Origin of the sequence: Gracilimonas sediminicola, from assembly GCF_024320785.1 — a bacterium.
Lineage (GTDB): Bacteria > Bacteroidota > Rhodothermia > Balneolales > Balneolaceae > Gracilimonas > Gracilimonas sediminicola.
In genome coordinates, this window is the sequence record NZ_JANDBC010000001.1 from 919,529 (window position 1) to 939,324 (window position 19,796).

Genomic DNA, 19,796 nt, shown 5'->3' on the forward strand with positions numbered 1-19,796 from the left:
GATAATTATTTTTGGTTTTCAAGTGTTTTCAGAAGACGAATGGTAATCTTCATAAAATTACCCTCCGATATTATTCCTATAAGCCGGCTGTTTTTCACTACCGGGAGACAACCAATCTTTTGTTCCCTCAGTATTCTCATAGCCTCCATTATAGATGCCTCCGGGTGAATCGTAATAGGATTTTGAAGCATGATATCGCTTACGGTTTTAGTGCCTGTGTCTTCACCTGCATCCTCAGCTTTTGAGTATTCACGCAGCAATTGCCTCATGGTGATCAACCCTATTAAGTGCTTCTGATCATCTTCTACGGGTAAATACCTGATCTTTCGCCAGTCTAACAGGTTGGCAACAAATTCGAGTATATCATCTTTATGAACGGTAAACAGGTCGGTAGTCATAAACTCTTCAACCATCAGGGATGACGGTTTCCAGTTTTCCAAATCTTCCAATTTCGCTAACCCCCATTTATGAACAGGTTCTCCTTTGTTTTGATTCTTCATCATCGCTGAAGTGATGGCTGTAAGTGCCTGATCTCTGTTACTCTCTTTAACTAAATTTCCATAAGATTTAACAACCCAATAGGATCCGGTTTGTGCGCTTTTCACCCTCTCCTCTATCACACCAAGGTAGGTGTCAATGTCAGAAGAATTGATGTCAGCTTTTTTCAACCCATTTCGAGCAATCGGCAACAGTTCGTCTTTAATCAAATCAACCGCCGATACTTTCCGATCACCCGTCCACATAAATTTGGTATCCAGACCCATTTTGGATGCTGCAAAAAAGTTCATCCGGGCGTTATCAAAATCCAATTCTTTGGTAATATCCTTGTACTCATCTTCAAATCCATTCAACAGCCCCAGCCAAAAAGCTGCATTTGACACTTCATCTACAACTGTGGGTCCCGATGGAAATATTCGATTTTCAATTCTCAAATGGGGCTTTCCGTTACTAATACCATAACAAGGCCTGTTCCACCTATACACCGAAGAATTATGCACTTTAAGCGCCATAAGCTCTGGTGCCTTTCCTTCTTCCATAAGTTTTTCCACTTCTTCCTCAACTTCTGCACTCAGCATTACGCGGTATCGGGAAATATCTTCCTTATAAATATCAAGGATACTGTCTTCCAACCATTGGTTCCCAAAGGTTACACGTGGACTTGAGTCCCGCAGATGCTCTCCCACCTGCCGGGTATCGATGGATTGATGAAAAAGGGCTACCCGGGTTTCTGCCCAAAGGCGCTTCCCGAATAGGACGGGGGAATTTACCGCACAGGCTAAAACGGGAGCGGTAACCGCTTGTGCAATATTGTATCGGTTTACAAATTCATCAGGCTTAACCTGTAAATGTACCTGAAACCCGGTATTGCAAGCTTCCAACAAGGGAGAATCAAATTTCATCAGCAACTCATCCATCCCCTGAATGCGAAGTTCAAACTCTTTACCTCTCAGTCTATTAATCGCTTCACACAGAGCCTCATAACGCTGGAGCGGGGTTAAATTTTTGATATCCACATCCATCTTTCGGATGGTTGGCAAAATACCCGTAAGTAAAATATCGCCCCCCATCTCTCTAACCACTTTCCTAACACGCTCCACATCTTCATGAAGATCATGCTCCATCTGTGAAAGGCTGTTGCCGGTAAATTCCAACGGCTCCATATTGATTTCCAGATTGAAGCGGGCAAACTCAGTGGTGTAATTTCCGTCTCCAAGTTTTTCCAGAACTTCCATCGACTTTGAAAACACCTTGCCATTCGGATCAACCATACAAAGCTCCTGCTCGGCCCCAATTCTTATGGTATCGGTTTCAAACCAGTCATTTTCAAGCATGGTTTTCAAGGCCCGCATATCGCGGAACACGTGCTTCATGAAGTTCTGCACCTGTTCGTTATCATCAGCAAGCTTTACGCGCTCTTCTCCCATAGTCTGTTCCGTTAGATGGGTTGAATTTCATTCACCCTTAAATACCGACTTTGCGTACCCTTTTGCAAGTTTTTTGAAGGGCCTTTTTTACTGAATGGCGTCCACGTTTACATTTACCCTCACCGATGAGAATCTACCTTTGGTTTCTGCTTCATATACTCCCATAATTTTCTCCACAACTGCCTCGATATAACCCGCTCCTTTTTCGGGATCAATCTTCAGCGTTACCTCCCAAATGTACTTCTTATTCATCCAGGGAATGGCACCCGGCGAAGGCCCCAAAACAGCTAATTCAGGAACCACTCTCCCAATTGATGAGGTTAGCTGGTGGGCCGCCTGACTTACCTCTTGTTCCTTTGTAGATTTAAGCTCAAACTGTATCAGGCGTGAATAAGGCGGGTAATAAAGCGGTTTCCTGAATTCCATCTCCTGTCGTGCAAATCCCCGGTGATCGTGTTTTTTAGCAAACTGGATAGCTGGATTTTCCGGCTGCCGGCTTTGAAGAAATACGGTGCCGGCCTTCTCTCCTCGCCCCGATCTTCCTGAAACCTGGCTCAGCAGTTGGTACATTCTTTCTGTTGCCTGAAATGAGGGAAAGGCCAATTCCGTGTCGGTATCAATCACCCCTACCACCGTTACATTTGGGAAATCGAGTCCTTTGGCCACTAATTGAGTTCCAATTAATATATCTGCTTCACCTTCCCCGAATGTATTCAGAATCTGTTCATGAGCCCCTTTTCGGGAGGTGGAATCACGGTCAAACCGGATTACGCTTGCCTCAGGGAACAAATCTCCGAGTTGCTCTTCGATATTTTGCGTTCCCGATCCTTGCACTTTCAGGTTTGGAGAACCGCAATGCTCGCAGTTGGTATCGGCACGGCGGGAATACCCTGAGTAATGGCACATTAGCAGGTTTTTACGCTTGTGATACGTCAGGCTAACCGAACATTCCGGGCTTTGGGGGATATGCCCGCAATCTTCACATTGCAGATAACTGGCATAGCCGCGCCGGTTGTACAACAAGATAATTTGCTCTCCTTTTTCTAAAGCTTCTTCCATCTCCATAAAAAGAGGAACCGCCAGTTCGCCTCGCATAGCTCCTTTATACTGTTTTAGATCCAGCACCTCCACTTCGGGTAGCTTTGCTTCGGCATGGCGTTTTTTTAGTTCCAACATTTCGCACTTCCCTTTGGCCGCCATATTCAATGCCTGCATGCTTGGCGTAGCCGACCCCATAATGACAACAGCGTCGTTTTCCCGGGCTCTCACAATCGCCGTTTCCCGGGCATGATACCTGGGAGCGGGATCCATTTGCTTGTACGAGCTGTCGTGTTCTTCATCCAGAATAATAAGCCCCAGATTTTGTACCGGAGCAAACACTGCTGATCGTGGCCCAATGGCGATGTTCTTTTTCCCTGAATTCAGATCTTTCCAGGCCTGCAGCCGTTCACGGTTTGTCATTCGGCTGTGTAGAACAGCAATCTGATCACCAAAAATGCGGTAGAACCGGGATACCGTTTGCGGCGTAAGTGCAATCTCAGGAACTAACACTATGCCGCCTTTACCATTCTCCACCACTTGTTTGAGCGCATGGATATATACTTCGGTCTTTCCACTCCCTGTAATTCCAAACAGTAAATAATTGGCAAACTCTTCTTTCGTCAGTGATTCACTTATTTTCTCAAAGGCTTTTTCCTGATCCTCATTTAGGGTTTTTATGGATTCCGGTTCATGAGATAGGTGATCGATTTCGGTTTTCTTCTCCACATCCTGATAGGTAATCCAGCCTTCATCACGCAGTTTTTTTAGGGTGTATGAGGTTAGAACCGACTCCTCTGAAATATCAGATTGCCGAATGGGAATTCTTTCAGCGATATATGAAAGTGCTTCTATCCACTTCAATTCACTGTTAGCATCGTCACTTTCTAAAAACGCTTGTACCGATTCTTCATTTCTTCCTTCAGCCCATATCCATTGCCGCTCTGTAGCTACCGTCACCTTCAGGTCTGGCTCTTCCCAAATCTCGATTACTTTCTTTTTAAGCAGCTTTGAGAATACTTTATTTAAACCCGTTCCCTTATACCTTTTCTTGGCTTCATTCAGCGTTGTTTCTGATTGTTGAAGGTCTTCAATAATTTCCTTTTGGTCTTCGCTCAATCCTGCATCATCAACCGATTCAGATACTCTCAGGTATTTGCGGGAAACGAAGTTCAAACCCGCCGGCAGAGCAGCCTGAATTGTTTCTCCCCAGCTGCTATAATAGAACCTTGAAATCCATTGGGTAAGCTTCAAAAGCTCCTGCGACAGAAGAGGATCCTCATCCAGTATTTTTCGCAGGGGCTTTGTTTTGAAAGAAGGAGTTTGATTGTGAACACCGACAATCACACCAATGGCATAGTAGTTTCTGAATGGTATCCACACGCGCTGCCCGGGCTGTACAGAAGCCATAAGCTCTTTAGGCACGTGATAAGTAAACTGCTTTCGGACCGCTGCCGGTAAAGCTACATCAACAAAAATGGACAAAATATCGGTGTGATCTTGATTTCATGAATAAAGGAAGGAAAGCTTATCCAATTTCAACGCCTGAATCAACCAGTTTATAGAACCACTAGTAAATAAATCAGAATAATAAGTACCGGTAAGCTAAATACCAGTCCGCCTCTCCAATATGCCGTTCTGTTTCTCATAACCGTCTCCTGTCTAACTATTTACCGCTGATGACAGATTTAGTTTCATCAACTGCAATCTTAATTAAATCATTCTCTCCAAACACCACATGAACATGTGAACATTGAACAAGGAACACCCAACGTTTAAGTTTCTTTTCTAAGGTTGTGCGTTGCTGTTTGGATGCTCTTCACAAATATTGCAATGAGTTCATTGTTTTCTTTCAATATTTCATCCAAGATTAGGTCAGCAAGTATTCTTCTCTTTTTGAGAATAGAAATATTTACCTGCGTCTCTCTAAGTTCTTTGGCGCCAATTTTCAGTTTATGAATAAAATCTTTTCTTGATTCCGCACTTTGAGCTTCACCATGATGAAATGCCGGTGATGTTCCACTTTTTACTAATTGCTTAGCAAAATGGATTCCCATAACTGTTTTGGGCAGCTGATCAACAATTTCCAGTACCATAACTGAAAAATTTATCAGCCTTTCCTGTAAATCATATTTCACATTTCTCATAAGTCTTCGTTTAAGTTATAGTTTAAAGTTCAACATTCGATGTTCCTTGTTCAGTGTTCTACCCCAGCCAGCCTTCCCGGTCCAGGCTTCTGTATTGGATGGCTTCAGCCACGTGGTTTGATTTGATTTCTTCGGAGTGATCCAGATCGGCTACTGTCCTTGATACTTTCAGGATACGATCGTAGGCACGGGCCGAAAGTCCCAGGGAAGTAATCGCTTTTTTGAGGATAGATGAGCCGGCATCATCCAGCTTGCAGACTTTCCGGACGGTACGGGTACTCATTTGGGCATTGCAATAAACACCTTTCATCCCCATAAACCGTTTGGACTGAATTTTTCGGGCTTCCACTACCCGCTCCCGAATATCTTTAGAAGACTCCCCTTTTGCCTTCCCCGATAGTTCTTCGTAACTCACTTTATGTACTTCGATATGCAAATCAATCCGATCCAGCAACGGCCCGCTGATTTTGCTCAGATATCTTTGCATCTGCATCGAGCTGGTGCCATTCATTTCTTGTGGATCATACCAGTCACCTGATGGGGAAGGATTCATCGAAGCCACCAGCATCACCCGGCTCGGATAGGTCACGCTCATTCGGGCCCTTGAAATGGATACGCTGCCATCTTCCAGCGGCTGGCGCATTACTTCCAGGGCGCTTCGCTTAAACTCCGGTAGTTCATCTAAAAAAAGCACTCCGTTATGCGCCATCGAAATCTCGCCGGGCATGGGAATGCTCCCCCCTCCCACCAAAGCCACATCCGATACCGTGTGATGAGGAGACCGAAACTGACGTTTAGTAATCAGTGCTTTTCCCGATTCCAGAATCCCCGATACCGAATGGATCTTGGTTGTTTCAAGAGCTTCCTCCAAAGTCAGCGGCGGCAGAATCGTTGGTATTCGGCGGGCCATCATGGTTTTTCCTGAACCCGGAGGACCTACCATAATTACATTATGTCCACCAGCAGCAGCAATCTCCAGGGCTCTTTTTACATTTTCCTGTCCACGGACATCACTGAAATCCAGCGGATTGTGTTTCCCATTCTGATGAAAATATTCCTGCACATTACTTCTCAATGGATCGATATTTCCGCGGTTTTCGAGCCAGTCTTTCACCTGGTTCAGATGCTCAAAAGGGAACACTTCAATCCCCTCCACAACTGCTGCTTCTCCGCCGTTTTCTTTGGGAACCACCAGGTATTTGAATCCTTTTTTGGCAGCCTCAACGGCAACCGGAAGTACTCCTTTGACCGGACGTATTTTTCCATCCAGTGCCAACTCTCCCAGCATTACGGTATCGTCCAGTTTGTCGGTATGGATTTGCCCTGACATATTCAAAATTCCGATGGCGAGGGGCAGATCAAATCCATTTCCTTCTTTAGGTAAGTCGGCCGGAGCCAGATTTGCGGTGATTCTTCCCAATGGATAATAAGAGCCCGTATTCCGGATGGCTGCTTCTACCCGGTCTCTTGATTCTTTTACGGCGCGGTCCGGCAATCCCACCAAAAAGAACTTGACCATTCCATTGGTGTGATGTGTTTCTACGTCAATAATTTTTGCATCCACCCCCACTGTGGATGCACAGTAAACTCTTGAAAGCATGTTTTGTACCTGAATCTTTTTTATTGTGTTTACGTAGTTAGAGCGGTGAGAATCCAATTCCTTACAAAAAAATTTCATAAATCATACATATCATGAAAAAAGAAGAAGCTAAAGAGAAGGCAAAAACCATTTATCAGGAAATACAGGGCGGCGTAAATGAGGTGATAAAGCAGATCCGGAATTTGATTAAAGAAGGAAGCGCCCGTAAGCTGATTATTAAGGACAAGGAAGGCGAAATTAAATTTCAGACTCAGCTGGCTTTTGGGGTAAGCGGGGCTGCACTTATCGGAGCGATGGCACCCGTCATTTCAGCCATCGGGATGTTTGCCATGTTCATCAACGATTACCAGATTATTGTGGAACGGGAAGTTACCGATGATGATGAGTATTCGGTGGATGCTGAATTTATAGACATCAAAGATGAGGACGAGTCGGAAGAAGAAAAGCCGAAAGCCAAGTCAAAGTCTAAAAAAGAAGATTCGGACTCCGAAGAAGAAGAGGAAAAGGAAGAAAAAACGGTTGGGAAGAAAAAGAAGTGATAAGTAATTAAGTGATGAAGTGATTGAATTGCAGAACATAGCTCACTTCATCACTCGTTAATTTATCACCATATCACTTACTTCCAATGAGATTCGGCGATGGCTTCTTCGCTTTCAAGCTCACCTAAATAGCGTTCGGCATCAAGAGCGGCTTTACATCCGGTTCCTGCTGCAGTTACTGCCTGTCGATAAACGGCATCCATGGCATCTCCGCAAGCAAACAATCCGGGTAGGTCGGTTTCGGTTGATTGACCTTTTGTTTTGATGTAGCCGACATCATCCATTTCCACCACACCTTTAAAAAGATCCGTGTTTGGCTTGTGACCGATAGCTACAAAAACGCCGGTTACGTCCTCTAATTCTGTTATTTCGCCAGTATTACTATTCTTTATTTTCACCCCATCCACAACTTGATCACCAAGAACTTCAATCAGCTCGCTGTCCCACATAAATTCAATCTTGTCGTTGTTGAATGCGCGGGTTTGCATTGCCTTGGAAGCACGCAGCTCATCCCGACGATGAACGACAGTAACTTTGCTGGCAAATTTAGTCAGGAAGGTGGCTTCCTCCATGGCTGTATCACCGCCACCAACTACAACTACATGCTGGTCGCGGAAGAATGCACCGTCGCAAGTTGCACATGCTGATACGCCTTTCCCTCTCAGCTTCTGCTCGCTTTCAAGGTGCAGCCATTTAGCTGAAGCGCCGGTGGATGCAATAATTGCATTCGCGTACACCTCGGTTTTTTCATCAACAGTGATTTTATAGGGGCGTTTGCTGAAGTCGATATCAGATACAAAACCGTACCGGCAGTCAGCCCCAAAGCGGGTAGCCTGCTCTCGGAAGTCCTGCATCATTTTCGGGCCCATTACTCCTTCCGGGTAGCCGGGAAAATTCTCTACATCGGTGGTGGTCATAAGCTGACCACCGGGCTCAGGACCTTCAAATACCAATGGGCTTAAATCGGCTCTGGCTGCATATAAAGCAGCAGTTAAACCTGCGGGCCCGCTTCCTACAATTACAACGTCAAATGTTTTTCCGGCAATATCTTCCATATCTCAAATCTTTAGTTAATTCGACTCCAATTATAAGGTTTTGAGAACAAAATAATCTGTCTAATTCTCTATCGAATTCATAGATCAAGCTTATGCTAAAACCTCAAAGTGTCACCTTCTATTTTCGTTTTAGAGATGCATTTCCAACCCGAGTTCTTACTTACCTGAAGACACCATGCTCAAATAGGATAAGTCACTTTTAAATTCCCATAAAAAAGCGCTCCCAATAGCATTTGTGATATTCACCGATTTCATTATGTTAATCAAAATGTTTTAACGGAGGATAAAAAAGTGATTGTTGGAGTTTTAAAGGAAACAGCTGAACATGAACGTCGGGTTGCGCTTACACCCGAAGTCACTGACCAACTAATTAAACAGGGGCTTAATGTCTGGGTTGAAAAAGATGCCGGACTTGCATCCAACTTTTTAGACCAACATTACAAAGATTCAGGAGCTAAGGTAGTGTCCGGCAGGAATGAAATTCTCACCCAAACTGACATCCTCCTTACTATTCAAACTCCTTCCAACGAAGAACTTAAGAAGTTAAAGAAGGGAACCATTCTCATTTGCTTCCTCTGGGCTCTTCAGCACCCTGAGTTGGTAGAAGAGCTCAAAGAACTGGAAATTTCTTCGCTTGGGATGGATGCCATCCCCCGCATATCACGGGCACAGAATATGGATGCCTTGTCTTCCATGAGTTCCATTGCCGGTTATAAATCTGCTCTGATCGCGGCCAATGAGCTCGACAAATATCTGCCCATGATGATGACCGCCGCCGGAACTATCCCGCCTTCCAAAGCACTGGTTTTAGGTGCCGGAGTTGCCGGACTTCAGGCCATTGCAACCTGCAAACGACTGGGATCTGTGGTTGAAGCTTTTGACATCCGCCCGGAAGTAAAAGAGCAGGTAGAAAGTCTGGGTGCCAAGTTCGTTGAAGTTGAACTTGGCGAGGAAGACACACAGACCGAAGGAGGCTATGCCAAAGAGCTGGATAAGAGTAAGCAAGACCTCCAGCGTGAAGCCATACATAAGCACGCGAAGAAATCAGACATTATCATCACTACTGCTTTGATACCGGGCAGGCCAGCACCACTTCTTATCACCGAGCAGATGGTGAAAGACATGGCCCCGGGTTCTGTGATCGTTGATATAGCTGCTGAAAACGGCGGGAATTGTGAACTGACCGAGGCCGGGAAAACGGTCATCAAACATGATGTTAAAATTGTGGGACCTGTAAATCTGCCAAGCCGACTTTCTCATCATGCCAGCAAGCTTTATTCAAAGAATATGTACGCTTTACTAAATCTTCTTATTAAAGAAGGAAAAGCAGATTTTGATTTTGAAGACGAAATTCTGCTTAAAACCACCATCACCCATCAGGGCAAAACCATTAGTCCAATGTTGAAATAAACATCGAACAAGGAACACCGAACTTCGAAGTTCAAAACTCATACTGCTATGTCAGCTTTAATTTTTTCTTTATTCATTTTTGTTCTGGCCTGTTTTATTGGGTTTGAACTCATTTCAAAAGTACCTCCAACCCTGCACACCCCGCTTATGTCTGGGGCAAATGCCATTTCGGGCATCACCATTGTAGGGGCGCTAATTGTTGCCGGCCACTCGGGGGTGGATTCTCAAATGAGTCAAATCATCGGTTTTGTTGCCATCGTATTTGCCACTATTAATGTGGTGGGCGGTTTTATGGTTACAGACCGCATGCTGGAGATGTTCAAGAAAAAGGAGGATGACAAATGAGCCAGTTTTTACCTGAAAGCTTTTTGCCTTTTGTACCCGATGTTATCCAGATTATATACCTGATTGCGACCTTCTTTTTTATTCGCGGGTTGAAGTTGCTGAACTCTCCCGCCACAGCCCGAAAGGGAAATCAATATGCAGCTATTGGGATGTTAATTGGTATTGCCGTCACTCTTTTCGATCAGCAAATTATTTCTTTTGAATGGATTGTAGCCGGTGTAGTTATTGGCGGTTTGATCGGCGCAGTGCTTGCCAAAAAAGTAGCTATGACAGCCATGCCGGAACTTGTAGCTGTGTTTAATGGATTTGGTGGTGGTGCATCAGCATTAGTCGCCTGGGGAGAATTTTCCCGCCTGACCGATCCCACCGTTATGTCACCGGATAGTTTGGTTACCACAGGCTTAGGCATCTTCATCGGAGCCTTAACCTTCACCGGCAGTTTTATCGCCTTTGGTAAACTGAAAGGATTTATTTCCGGAAACGCCATCACCTTTCCAGGACTGAACGTTATTAATATCGGGTCCATGATTGGTGTGGTGGTTCTGATCGGAGTCTTCACTTTCGATCCCACTAATCAAACCATCTTCTGGATTATTCTCGGGCTTTCACTATTGATTGGAATCACCTCTGTCATCCCCATTGGCGGTGCAGACATGCCGGTTGTTATTTCCCTGCTTAACTCCTATTCAGGCATTGCCGCCTCTATGGCCGGCTTTGTGATTGGCAATAACCTCCTCATTATTGCCGGAGCTCTTGTAGGAGCGGCCGGACTCATCCTCACCCAAATTATGTGCAAGGCCATGAACCGCTCGTTAACCAACGTCATATTTGGAGCCTTTGGAGGTGAAACAAGCGGAACTGCAAGTGGCGAAGAAGGAGACAAAACCGTTCGCGAAACCTCTGCGGAAGATTTAGCTATTCAGGTTGCGTATGCTTCAAAGGTTGTCATTGTACCGGGATATGGATTGGCCGTTGCTCAGGCCCAGCATGTTATTAAAGAAGTGGCCGGAAAACTCGAAGAGCGCGGTGTGCAGGTTAAATACGGGATTCATCCTGTAGCAGGTCGCATGCCCGGACACATGAACGTACTTTTAGCCGAAGCGGACGTTCCCTACGACCAGCTGTTGGACATGGATCAAATCAACCCGGAATTTAAATCGACGGATGTGGTATTGGTGATTGGAGCCAATGATGTCGTAAATCCTGTCGCTAAAACCGAGCCCGGCAGCCCCATCTATGGCATGCCTATACTTAATGTGGATGAAGCCAAACGAACGGTGGTATTTAAGCGAAGTTTAAGCCCCGGTTATGCCGGCATCGATAATCCGTTGTTTTATGACGAGAAGAACCAGATGTTTTTTGGGGATGCCAAGAAGAGTTTGCAAGCTCTGAATGAAGCGTTGAATGATGTTTAGAATGGAAAACAGATAACGCTGATTTTGCAAATTATCGCAGATTAAACAAATCTCAAACACTTACCAGTACGCTTGGTGCCGGTGTGATTTTTTCCATCTATAATTACCCTTCTTAATGCAGAACCGCTTATCTTTTCATTTCAGCATTCCAAGACAAACTGATTTTTAGATTATCACACATGCCATCTACCAAATTTATCCGACTATTTATTCCGGTACTGTTTCTGTTTTTTGTCACCGTTTCCTGCTCTGATGACAGCGGTTGCAATCAAAAGCCCAACACGGCTGTAAATCAGGCCCAGCTGCAGTTAGATATCGATGAAATTGAAGCCTATCTCACCGAAAATAACATTGAAGCTGAAGTTCATGAATCCGGCCTGCGTTATGTGATCAATGAGCCCGGTGACGGTAAAACAGCTACCCTTTGCGACCAAATTACGATCAGTTATGAAGGACGTTTGCTTTCGGACGGCAGTGTATTTGATGACAGTGACGGTAAGAACGTAGCCTTCCCCCTCAGCCGACTGATCATAGGGTGGCAGGTTGGCATTCCTTTAATTGACGAAGGCGGAAGCATTACCCTTTACGTGCCATCCTCTTATGGGTATGGAAGCCGGGGCGCCGGGGATGATATCCCACCTAACGCCAACCTTATTTTTGAAGTCAGCCTGGCCCGGGTTTTTTAGTTTTTTCCTTCCAATAAACAAAACCTATCACAGCTTAAAGCTTTATTGATTTTACCGGCATCCGGGGATTTCCTTTCTTTCACTTATATTGAAAAGAAATTAAACGGAGATAATATGGCTGATAAAAATGAAAGTTCTGCAAATAAGGCAGGCACGTATAAAGCTAATGATTCTAAAGCTCACGGAGATGGAGATATAAGTAAATGTCCATTTCATAACGGATCTCTGCGTGAGACGGCCGGTGGCGGTACCGGAAACCGCGAATGGTGGCCCAATAAATTGAACCTGAATATTCTTCGCCAGCATTCTTCCAAATCAGATCCTATGGGTGAAGATTTTGATTACGCAGAAGAATTTAAGAAGCTGGACCTGGATGAAGTCAAAAAAGATCTCAACGACCTGATGACAGACTCCCAGGAATGGTGGCCGGCCGACTTTGGGCACTATGGACCACTCATGATCCGAATGGCATGGCACAGCGCCGGGACGTATCGTGTAGTTGACGGCCGTGGTGGCGGAAGCACCGGAAACCAGCGATTTGCTCCCCTCAACAGCTGGCCCGATAACGTGAATCTTGATAAAGCACGTCTATTACTGTGGCCTGTAAAACAGAAGTATGGCAACAAACTTTCCTGGGGAGATCTGATGATTCTCGCCGGAAACGTAGCCCTCGAATCAATGGGTTTTGAGACCTTTGGTTTTGGCGGCGGACGTAAAGATGTGTGGGAACCGGAAGAAGATATTTACTGGGGTTCTGAAGGCGAATGGCTTGCCGATCAGCGTCATACTGATGATGGAGAATTGGAAGAACCGTTAGGTGCCGACCACATGGGACTGATTTACGTAAACCCGGAAGGCCCAAATGGCGAACCTGATCCTAAGAAAGCAGCGAAATATATCCGTCAGACTTTCGCTCGTATGGCAATGAATGATGAAGAGACTGTCGCACTGATTGCCGGAGGACATACCTTTGGTAAAACTCACGGAGCTGCACCTGAAGATCATAAAGGGCCTGAGCCCGAAGCCGCACCTATCGAACAGATGGGAATTGGCTGGAAGAGCGACTACGGTACCGGAATGGGAGCTGATACCGTAAGCAGTGGCCTTGAAGGAACCTGGACTCAAACTCCTACCGAATGGAGTAACAAGTTTTTTGAGAATCTTTTTGAGTATGATTGGGAACTAACCAAAAGTCCGGCCGGTGCCTGGCAATGGAGACCTAAAGACGGAGCCGGTGAAGGCACTATTCCTGATGCTCACGATCCGGAGAAAAAGCATGCACCGTTTATGCTGACTACCGACCTTTCTCTGAAAGAAGATCCGGCATATGAGAAAATCTCTCGCCGTTTCTACGAAAATCCGGATGAATTCGCAGATGCTTTTGCACGTGCGTGGTATAAACTTACTCACCGTGATATGGGGCCAAAATCACTCCTGATAGGGCCGGAAGTACCTGAAGAAGAGCTGTTATGGCAAGATCCCATTCCGGAAGTTAATCATGAATTAGTTGATGAGAATGACATTGCCGAACTGAAAGAGAAAATTCTCGATTCCGGACTATCCGTATCAGAATTGGTTTCTACAGCATGGGCTTCAGCTTCCACATATCGTCAATCAGACAAGCGGGGTGGTACTAACGGTGCCCGAATCCGATTGGCTCCTCAGAAAGACTGGGAAGTAAACAACCCCGAGCAGTTAAACAAAGTGCTGAATACCTATGAAACCATTCAGCAGTGGTTTAATGAAAATCAGTCCGGCGATAAGAAAGTTTCAATCGCTGACCTGATTGTTCTGGGTGGAGCTGCCGGAATTGAAAAAGCAGCCAAAGATGCCGGTCATGACATCACCGTACCGTTTACACCCGGACGAACCGATGCTACCGCCGAGCAAACTGATGAAGAATCGTTTGCATGGTTAGAGCCACCGGCTGATGGATTCCGTAACTACTACAATCCTAAGCACAACACCACTCAGGAAGAAATGTTGGTTGATAAAGCGCAGCTGCTTTCCCTGACTCCACCTGAAATGACGGTGCTTGTTGGTGGTATGCGTGTGCTGGAAACCAATTATGATGGTTCCAAAAAGGGTGTGTTTACGGATAACCCCGGAACACTCACCAACGACTTCTTCAAGAACCTGCTGGATATGAATACGACCTGGCAGGCTACTACCGACAAGCAGGATGTGTTTGTTGGAAGTGATCGCAATACCGGAGATGTGAAGTGGAGCGGAACACGCGCTGACCTTATTTTCGGATCCAATTCAGAACTGCGGGCACTTGCAGAGGTGTATGGTACAGAAGAATCCGAAGAGAAGTTTGTGAACGACTTCGTTAAAGCATGGAATAAGGTAATGAACCTTGACCGCTTTGATCTGAAGTAACCTTCACAGCTTAACTACGCTTTAAAGGCAGCCTGATTTAGTTCAGGCTGCCTTTTTTTGTTTCCAATACCTGAGGACCTTTAACATGTAATAGCTTAACAAAGTCATCATGCTGATCAAAATGGAACAACCTGTCAATAAAAGCCATGTCTCAAACGAAATCAGTGTTTCTGATGAAAAGTTGTTCTTGAAATTTCCGGTTAAAAGGACTGATACAGGCACCCAAAGTATTGCAAAAGACAGGCTCGGGTAAATAAAGTACCTGGCTTTAGAAGGCTTTTTAATTAATGAAAGTATGAGCAAATTTAGGGAGACAAGAGCCAGCCAGGTTAACAGGTTACCCAAAGGCAGAAATGAAAATATAGGTGTAGCTGTTACCAGCAGCCAGTGCCCGGTAATTAAAAGATAGCTTACCAGAAGAATGAAAACCGTAAGCCCAACACGAAAATACATCATTTTATCCTGAATGTAATTAGCCGCCATCGACTCCACAACTCTTAACAAAACAGACCTTGAATTCTTTATGAATGTTGGTACTTTTGCCTGCGTCCAAAAATTAAAATCAGACTTATGAAAATGACCAAGATTCGCACCCTGTTTATCTCTCTTTTGATTTTTGGAACCCTGGGATGCTCAACATCCCCAAAGGTTGAGCCCGGTGTTTCCCTTGAACTCGCTAAATTCAGAAAAGCCCTGATCTCGGATGTTAATTATGAACTGTTCTTTAATATCCCCGGGAAAGAAACAGAGGACATATCCGCCTCAGAAACCATCACATTTACTCTTAAGGAAGCTGGTCATGATATACAGCTGGATTTTCGAGAATCTGCTGAATTACTGAAATCACTTACCATAAACGGATCGGAAAGTGAGATTAAGTTTAAAGACGAACATTTGATTTTACCATCCCACCTGCTGAAAGAAGGACTGAATTCGGTAACCATTGATTTTATTGCGGGTGAATCTTCACTCAACCGAAACCCTGATTACCTTTATACCCTGTTTGTTCCCGATCGTGCCCGAACCGCCTTTCCCCTTTTTGATCAGCCTGATCTGAAAGCAACTTATGATCTGACCTTAGAAATCCCGGTATCCTGGGAAGCTATTTCAAATGCACCGCTGGCTTCCGTAACCGAAAAAGATTCAGCTAAAACCCTTGAGTTTGCTACCTCAGATTTAATCAGTTCCTACCTGTTTTCTTTTGTTGCCGGCGATTTTGAGGCCGTCTCGCGAATTGTTAACGGCCGTGAAATGACTATGCTGCACCGTGAAACGGACGAGGAAAAAGTAGCCCGGAGTATCGATAAAATTTTTGAACTCCACGCGGCCTCACTCAACTGGCTGGAAGAATACACCGGTATAGACTATCCCTTTCAAAAGTTCGATTTCGCTCTCATACCTGCCTTCCAATATGGAGGCATGGAACACGTGGGAGCCATTCAATACCGTGCCTCTTCCCTGTTCCTGGATGTAGATCCATCTGAGTCTCAACTCCTCAGCCGGGCCAGCCTCATTGCCCACGAAACTGCCCATATGTGGTTCGGAGACTTGGTCACCATGGAGTGGTTTAATGACGTATGGACTAAAGAGGTGTTTGCCAATTTCATGGCTGCCAAAATCATGAATCCTAACTTCCCCGATATTGATCATGATCTGAATTTTGTACTTCGTCATCACCCCAGCGCTTATTCCGTGGATCGAACTGAAGGAGCCAATCCCATTCGACAGCATCTTGAGAATTTGAACGAAGCCGGGCAGATGTATGGAGCCATCATCTATAATAAAGCACCCATCATGATGCGCCAGCTTGAGTTACTGGTTGGGGAAGAACTCTTTAAAAAAGGATTACGCGAATATTTAAGCACCTATTCTTTCGGCAATGCCACATGGCCCGACCTGATTACCATTCTGGATCAAAAGACTGAACAGGACCTGCATGCATGGAGTGAAGTTTGGGTGAATACCGCCGGCCGTCCTCATTTTTCTGTGGAGTTCCATGAAGATGACCTTCCCGGCCGCGAGCCATTGAAGTATGACGTTTTGGTGCAAAGCGACCCGGCCGGTTTGGAAAGAGTGTGGCCACAGCAAGTTGGTATCTGGACCATCAGCCCGAAAGACAGCTCATTCAAATTTTTTGATATTTTGAGTGACGAGCAGAAGAAATTTGCTACCCTGAATAAACTTCAGGCTGAAACAAGAGTGTTTAATGCCAATGGGCGCGGCTATGGTCTGTTCCCTGCAGACCTTAAAACCCTTCAGCATTGGGAACACATGCGGGATGTACGGAAAGGCTCTCACCTCATCAACCTGTATGAGAATATGCTGGAGCAGAATGAAGTATTTCCGGATTCATACCTGGATGAATTGGTCGGGATTTTTCAAACCGAGGAAAACCAGTTATTGCTGAATCTGGCGCTTGGGCATATTGAAACCATTTACTGGAAACTGCTAACGGAAGAACAGAGAAATGAAGTTCAAAGCGGGTTGGAAGAAATACTCTGGAATGAGATGCTGGCTCAAACCAAAAGCAGTACAAAGAAAACTTTCTTCAACACCTTCAGAGACATTGCCCTGTCTGATAATCAGGTCCAAAAAGTATATGATGTCTGGAGCGGGGAACTTGAAATTGATGGGCTAAATCTTGCGGAAACAGATTTCATCAGCATGGCCGGAGACCTTGCAATTAAACGACCTGATTTAGCAACATCTATCATTTCGGAACAACTCAGTCGAATTGAAAACCCGGACCGCAAACGCCGGTTTGAGTTTATTCAGCCTGCTCTGTCAGCAGATCAAAATGTACGCGACTCCTTTTTTGAATCTTTAAAGGATGAAGGAAACCGAAAAACAGAATCCTGGGTTTTAAGCGCGCTCGGATACCTGCACCACCCGCTTCGTGTTGATGAATCAGAAAAATATATTCTGCCAAGCCTGGAGGTGCTTCGGGAAATTCAAACAACCGGAGACATCTTCTTCCCCAAGCGCTGGCTGGATGTTACCCTTGGCAACCATTCATCAGATGAAGCTGTGAAAACGGTGCGCACATTTCTGGATAATAACCCGGATTATAATCGACAGCTGAAAATGAAAATTCTACAAGCTGCCGATATGATGTTCCGGGCTAATGAGATTAAACAATACACCAAATAGCGCTATTCTTGCCCCGTACGCTGCAAGGATCTTTGGATGCTTACAGGTTCTGCTAAGTGGCTGCTTCATCCTCGGTGCTCATAATTTCAAACCAGTTGATGTTTCGGGTCAGGTACATAACCACAGATAGCACGACAAATAATCCAAGGCTTCCTAACAAGAGCGCATAATCCTGCAATTGCAGCAGAATGTAGAGGTAGCCATACAGGATGATTAACACCCCAAAGATGATTCCTGATTTCAGCTTATCGGATAATACGCTGTAGGAGTAGATTGTGATCAACCCAATGATGGCGGCAGCAGCAATTACATATGCTAACTGGAACACCACATATTCTGAAATCGACAGAAGCAGCGTGTAAAAAATCAGCAGGGCGAAGCCGATTAATAAGTACTGAATGGGGTGAATGATTTTCTTGCTCAGCAGTTCGATCATAAAGAAGGTCAGGAAGGTCAGCGAGATAAACATGATGGCATACTTGGCAGTTCGCATGGTTTTCTGATATTCATCCACAGCCAGCAGCAGTTCAACCCCGAAAAGCGTATTGGTCACTTCCTGGTTAGGCCCCTGCCATTGCTGAGCAAAATTCCGGTTCAGGTGTAATACATTCCATTCGGAATCAAATCCGGCATCTGTGACTTCCCGCTCGGCTGGTAAAAAATTACCCGTAAAACTTGGGTTTAACCACTCTGATTTAAGCGCAACATTTGTCTGCTTGCCTACTGGTGAAAAATGAAGCCCGGTACTTCCGTTTAAATTCAGATCAAAGCTAAAATCATAGGCTTCGCCGGTGGTAAGGTCGGGTGCAATAGAAATTCCGGAGGCCAGAACATCATTGGATTCAATACCCGGATTCGCCAAAAATTCACTCTCATTCCAAGTAATATTCACAAAGTCCTTGATTCCGGTCATATCTGAAATCCCTACCGAAACAAAGGCGTCTTCAATAAGGAAGTCTTCCACCGGCACTTTAAACCCACTCAAATCAATGGCCGGGAAATTTCCTGATACCGACAAGCTGCTGTTATACACAATCACTTTATAAATGCCCCGATACCGAATTTCCGGGGTGATGGCTCCTTCTACATTCAGGTTCTCCGGCAAAAAATGAGCATAACGAATGGTTTGCTCTACCTTATCCTCGCCGTTGAAATAATACCTGTAAGGCACACTGATAATAGGTCCTACAACAACTTGTTCATCACCCCATTTTTGACTGATTTCATTCGCTACGGAATCTCTCCTGTATTCCCGCTCCGAAATCAGTCCCTGGATTAAAAGGGAAGGAATAAGCAGGATCAGCGTTAGAAACGCGATGATAAATAAACGGGTACCGAGCGATTTTCTAAGGTTTTTCATGATGGTTGGGTTGAGAATGAGGAATGAAAAATGAAAAATTCAAAATTAAAAATGGGGGCTCTTTCTGTCATATTGAGCTGATCGAGAAATAACAAATCCCCCCATTTTGAATTTTTCATTTTTCATTTTGAATTTAAGAAGTAACACTGTTTCCGCTATTAGCTTATTCTGATTGATGGTCTTCAGCTTCTTTCTGTGCAGCGTATTTGAACATCAAGGCAGACACAATCCAAAGTGTGACGAAGAAGCCATTTACTCCCAGAATTTCTAACACTGAGCTTGGAGGCGATTGGTAATAACCTCCGAATATTGCTATGGCCGCAATTAGTGCCTGTGCAAAGGCTGCCACAAACAGAGTGATGACCATACCCTCTGCTTTGAATCTAGAAATAACAGATCCTATGATACCAATGGCAATCACCCCAAAATACCACACGTTGATGGGGTTGTCCTCAGAACCTATGATTCCAACAGCCAGGTTTGACCAGATGAGAACAAATCCTGTTCCCAGTGCCAGTCCTATTGCTGCACGATAAGCAGAGGAACCGGATTTACGGGTTACGAGCAGGTAGGTATAACCTGTTCCAAGAATAAGTATGCCGGCAAAAATGAAATCGCTTAAGGTCCACATCACTTCTGACGTAAATTGCATAGCGGTGAAGGGGATCAGCAAAATGACTGCTGTTCCCACAGTAAGGTATAGTAAGTGTTTAGATAAGTGTTGTTCTGTATTCATGTTTTGAC

Annotated in this window: 14 protein-coding genes; 7 read left to right on the top strand and 7 right to left on the bottom strand. The window is 44.9% G+C overall.

All coding sequences use genetic code 11. The features are described from left to right. Positions 1 to 5 precede the first annotated feature (5 nt). From NM125_RS04225 to NM125_RS04240, 4 genes are all read right to left on the bottom strand, one after another. Entirely contained in the window at positions 6 to 1,925 is a 1,920-nt protein-coding gene (locus NM125_RS04225; protein ID WP_255133178.1) for a CBS domain-containing protein, read from the bottom strand. 87 nt (positions 1,926 to 2,012) lie between these two features. After that, entirely contained in the window at positions 2,013 to 4,448 is a 2,436-nt protein-coding gene (gene priA / locus NM125_RS04230; protein ID WP_255133180.1) for a replication restart helicase PriA, read from the bottom strand. Between the two features lie 290 nt (positions 4,449 to 4,738). Continuing rightward, positions 4,739 to 5,110: a four helix bundle protein gene (locus NM125_RS04235; protein WP_255133181.1), complete on the bottom strand. Its 372-nt coding sequence runs from the start codon at positions 5,108 to 5,110 to the stop codon at positions 4,739 to 4,741. A gap of 58 nt (positions 5,111 to 5,168) precedes the next feature. Continuing rightward, entirely contained in the window at positions 5,169 to 6,710 is a 1,542-nt protein-coding gene (locus tag NM125_RS04240; protein ID WP_255133183.1) for a YifB family Mg chelatase-like AAA ATPase, read from the bottom strand. Between the two features lie 92 nt (positions 6,711 to 6,802). Here NM125_RS04240 and NM125_RS04245 point away from each other — a divergent pair, with 92 nt between their 5' ends. Further along, on the top strand, positions 6,803 to 7,249 hold the full coding sequence (locus tag NM125_RS04245; protein ID WP_255133185.1) for a DUF4342 domain-containing protein: 447 nt from the start codon (positions 6,803 to 6,805) through the stop codon (positions 7,247 to 7,249). 77 nt (positions 7,250 to 7,326) lie between these two features. On the opposite strand, the gene trxB is transcribed toward NM125_RS04245, so the two are convergent. Next, positions 7,327 to 8,304, bottom strand: coding sequence for a thioredoxin-disulfide reductase (gene trxB, locus NM125_RS04250; protein ID WP_255133186.1), 978 nt, complete (start codon positions 8,302 to 8,304; stop codon positions 7,327 to 7,329). Between the two features lie 291 nt (positions 8,305 to 8,595). On the opposite strand from trxB, the gene NM125_RS04255 reads away from it, so the two are divergent. From NM125_RS04255 to NM125_RS04280, 6 genes are all read left to right on the top strand, one after another. Then, positions 8,596 to 9,714 carry a Re/Si-specific NAD(P)(+) transhydrogenase subunit alpha gene (locus NM125_RS04255; protein ID WP_255133188.1) on the top strand — a complete coding sequence of 373 codons (1,119 nt, stop codon included), beginning with the start codon at positions 8,596 to 8,598 and terminating at the stop codon, positions 9,712 to 9,714. Positions 9,715 to 9,762: 48 nt separating this feature from the next. Next, positions 9,763 to 10,059 (top strand): NAD(P) transhydrogenase subunit alpha part 2, encoded by a 297-nt coding sequence (locus tag NM125_RS04260; protein WP_255133190.1) that lies wholly within the window; start codon positions 9,763 to 9,765, stop codon positions 10,057 to 10,059. Beyond that, complete coding sequence (locus NM125_RS04265) at positions 10,056 to 11,474, top strand: NAD(P)(+) transhydrogenase (Re/Si-specific) subunit beta (protein WP_255133193.1); 1,419 nt, start codon at positions 10,056 to 10,058, stop codon at positions 11,472 to 11,474. Before NM125_RS04260 ends, NM125_RS04265 begins: the two co-directional genes overlap by 4 nt. Before the next feature lie 179 nt (positions 11,475 to 11,653). Next, positions 11,654 to 12,160 carry an FKBP-type peptidyl-prolyl cis-trans isomerase gene (locus tag NM125_RS04270; protein ID WP_255133195.1) on the top strand — a complete coding sequence of 169 codons (507 nt, stop codon included), beginning with the start codon at positions 11,654 to 11,656 and terminating at the stop codon, positions 12,158 to 12,160. Positions 12,161 to 12,274: 114 nt separating this feature from the next. After that, complete coding sequence (gene katG / locus NM125_RS04275) at positions 12,275 to 14,542, top strand: catalase/peroxidase HPI (protein ID WP_255133197.1); 2,268 nt, start codon at positions 12,275 to 12,277, stop codon at positions 14,540 to 14,542. 576 nt (positions 14,543 to 15,118) lie between these two features. Continuing rightward, on the top strand, positions 15,119 to 17,692 hold the full coding sequence (locus NM125_RS04280; protein ID WP_255133199.1) for a M1 family metallopeptidase: 2,574 nt from the start codon (positions 15,119 to 15,121) through the stop codon (positions 17,690 to 17,692). 52 nt (positions 17,693 to 17,744) lie between these two features. Here NM125_RS04280 and creD read toward each other — a convergent pair whose 3' ends face one another. Both creD and NM125_RS04290 read right to left on the bottom strand, forming a co-directional pair. Continuing rightward, positions 17,745 to 19,052, bottom strand: coding sequence for a cell envelope integrity protein CreD (gene creD / locus NM125_RS04285; RefSeq protein ID WP_255133201.1), 1,308 nt, complete (start codon positions 19,050 to 19,052; stop codon positions 17,745 to 17,747). A 163-nt stretch (positions 19,053 to 19,215) separates the two neighbouring features. Continuing rightward, positions 19,216 to 19,788 carry a hypothetical protein gene (locus NM125_RS04290; protein ID WP_255133203.1) on the bottom strand — a complete coding sequence of 191 codons (573 nt, stop codon included), beginning with the start codon at positions 19,786 to 19,788 and terminating at the stop codon, positions 19,216 to 19,218. Positions 19,789 to 19,796 lie beyond the last annotated feature (8 nt).

Bases quoted from the DNA above. Each gene is read 5' to 3' on its own strand.
- NM125_RS04260 (WP_255133190.1), top strand. From the start codon at position 9,763: ATGTCAGCTTTAATTTTTTCTTTATTCATTTTTGTTCTGGCCTGTTTT.
- katG (WP_255133197.1), top strand. From the start codon at position 12,275: ATGGCTGATAAAAATGAAAGTTCTGCAAATAAGGCAGGCACGTATAAA.
- NM125_RS04235 (WP_255133181.1), bottom strand. From the start codon at position 5,110: ATGAGAAATGTGAAATATGATTTACAGGAAAGGCTGATAAATTTTTCA.
- trxB (WP_255133186.1), bottom strand. From the start codon at position 8,304: ATGGAAGATATTGCCGGAAAAACATTTGACGTTGTAATTGTAGGAAGC.
- NM125_RS04280 (WP_255133199.1), top strand. From the start codon at position 15,119: ATGACCAAGATTCGCACCCTGTTTATCTCTCTTTTGATTTTTGGAACC.
- NM125_RS04225 (WP_255133178.1), bottom strand. From the start codon at position 1,925: ATGGGAGAAGAGCGCGTAAAGCTTGCTGATGATAACGAACAGGTGCAG.
- NM125_RS04290 (WP_255133203.1), bottom strand. From the start codon at position 19,788: ATGAATACAGAACAACACTTATCTAAACACTTACTATACCTTACTGTG.
- NM125_RS04265 (WP_255133193.1), top strand. From the start codon at position 10,056: ATGAGCCAGTTTTTACCTGAAAGCTTTTTGCCTTTTGTACCCGATGTT.
- NM125_RS04245 (WP_255133185.1), top strand. From the start codon at position 6,803: ATGAAAAAAGAAGAAGCTAAAGAGAAGGCAAAAACCATTTATCAGGAA.
- creD (WP_255133201.1), bottom strand. From the start codon at position 19,052: ATGAAAAACCTTAGAAAATCGCTCGGTACCCGTTTATTTATCATCGCG.
- NM125_RS04270 (WP_255133195.1), top strand. From the start codon at position 11,654: ATGCCATCTACCAAATTTATCCGACTATTTATTCCGGTACTGTTTCTG.
- NM125_RS04240 (WP_255133183.1), bottom strand. From the start codon at position 6,710: ATGCTTTCAAGAGTTTACTGTGCATCCACAGTGGGGGTGGATGCAAAA.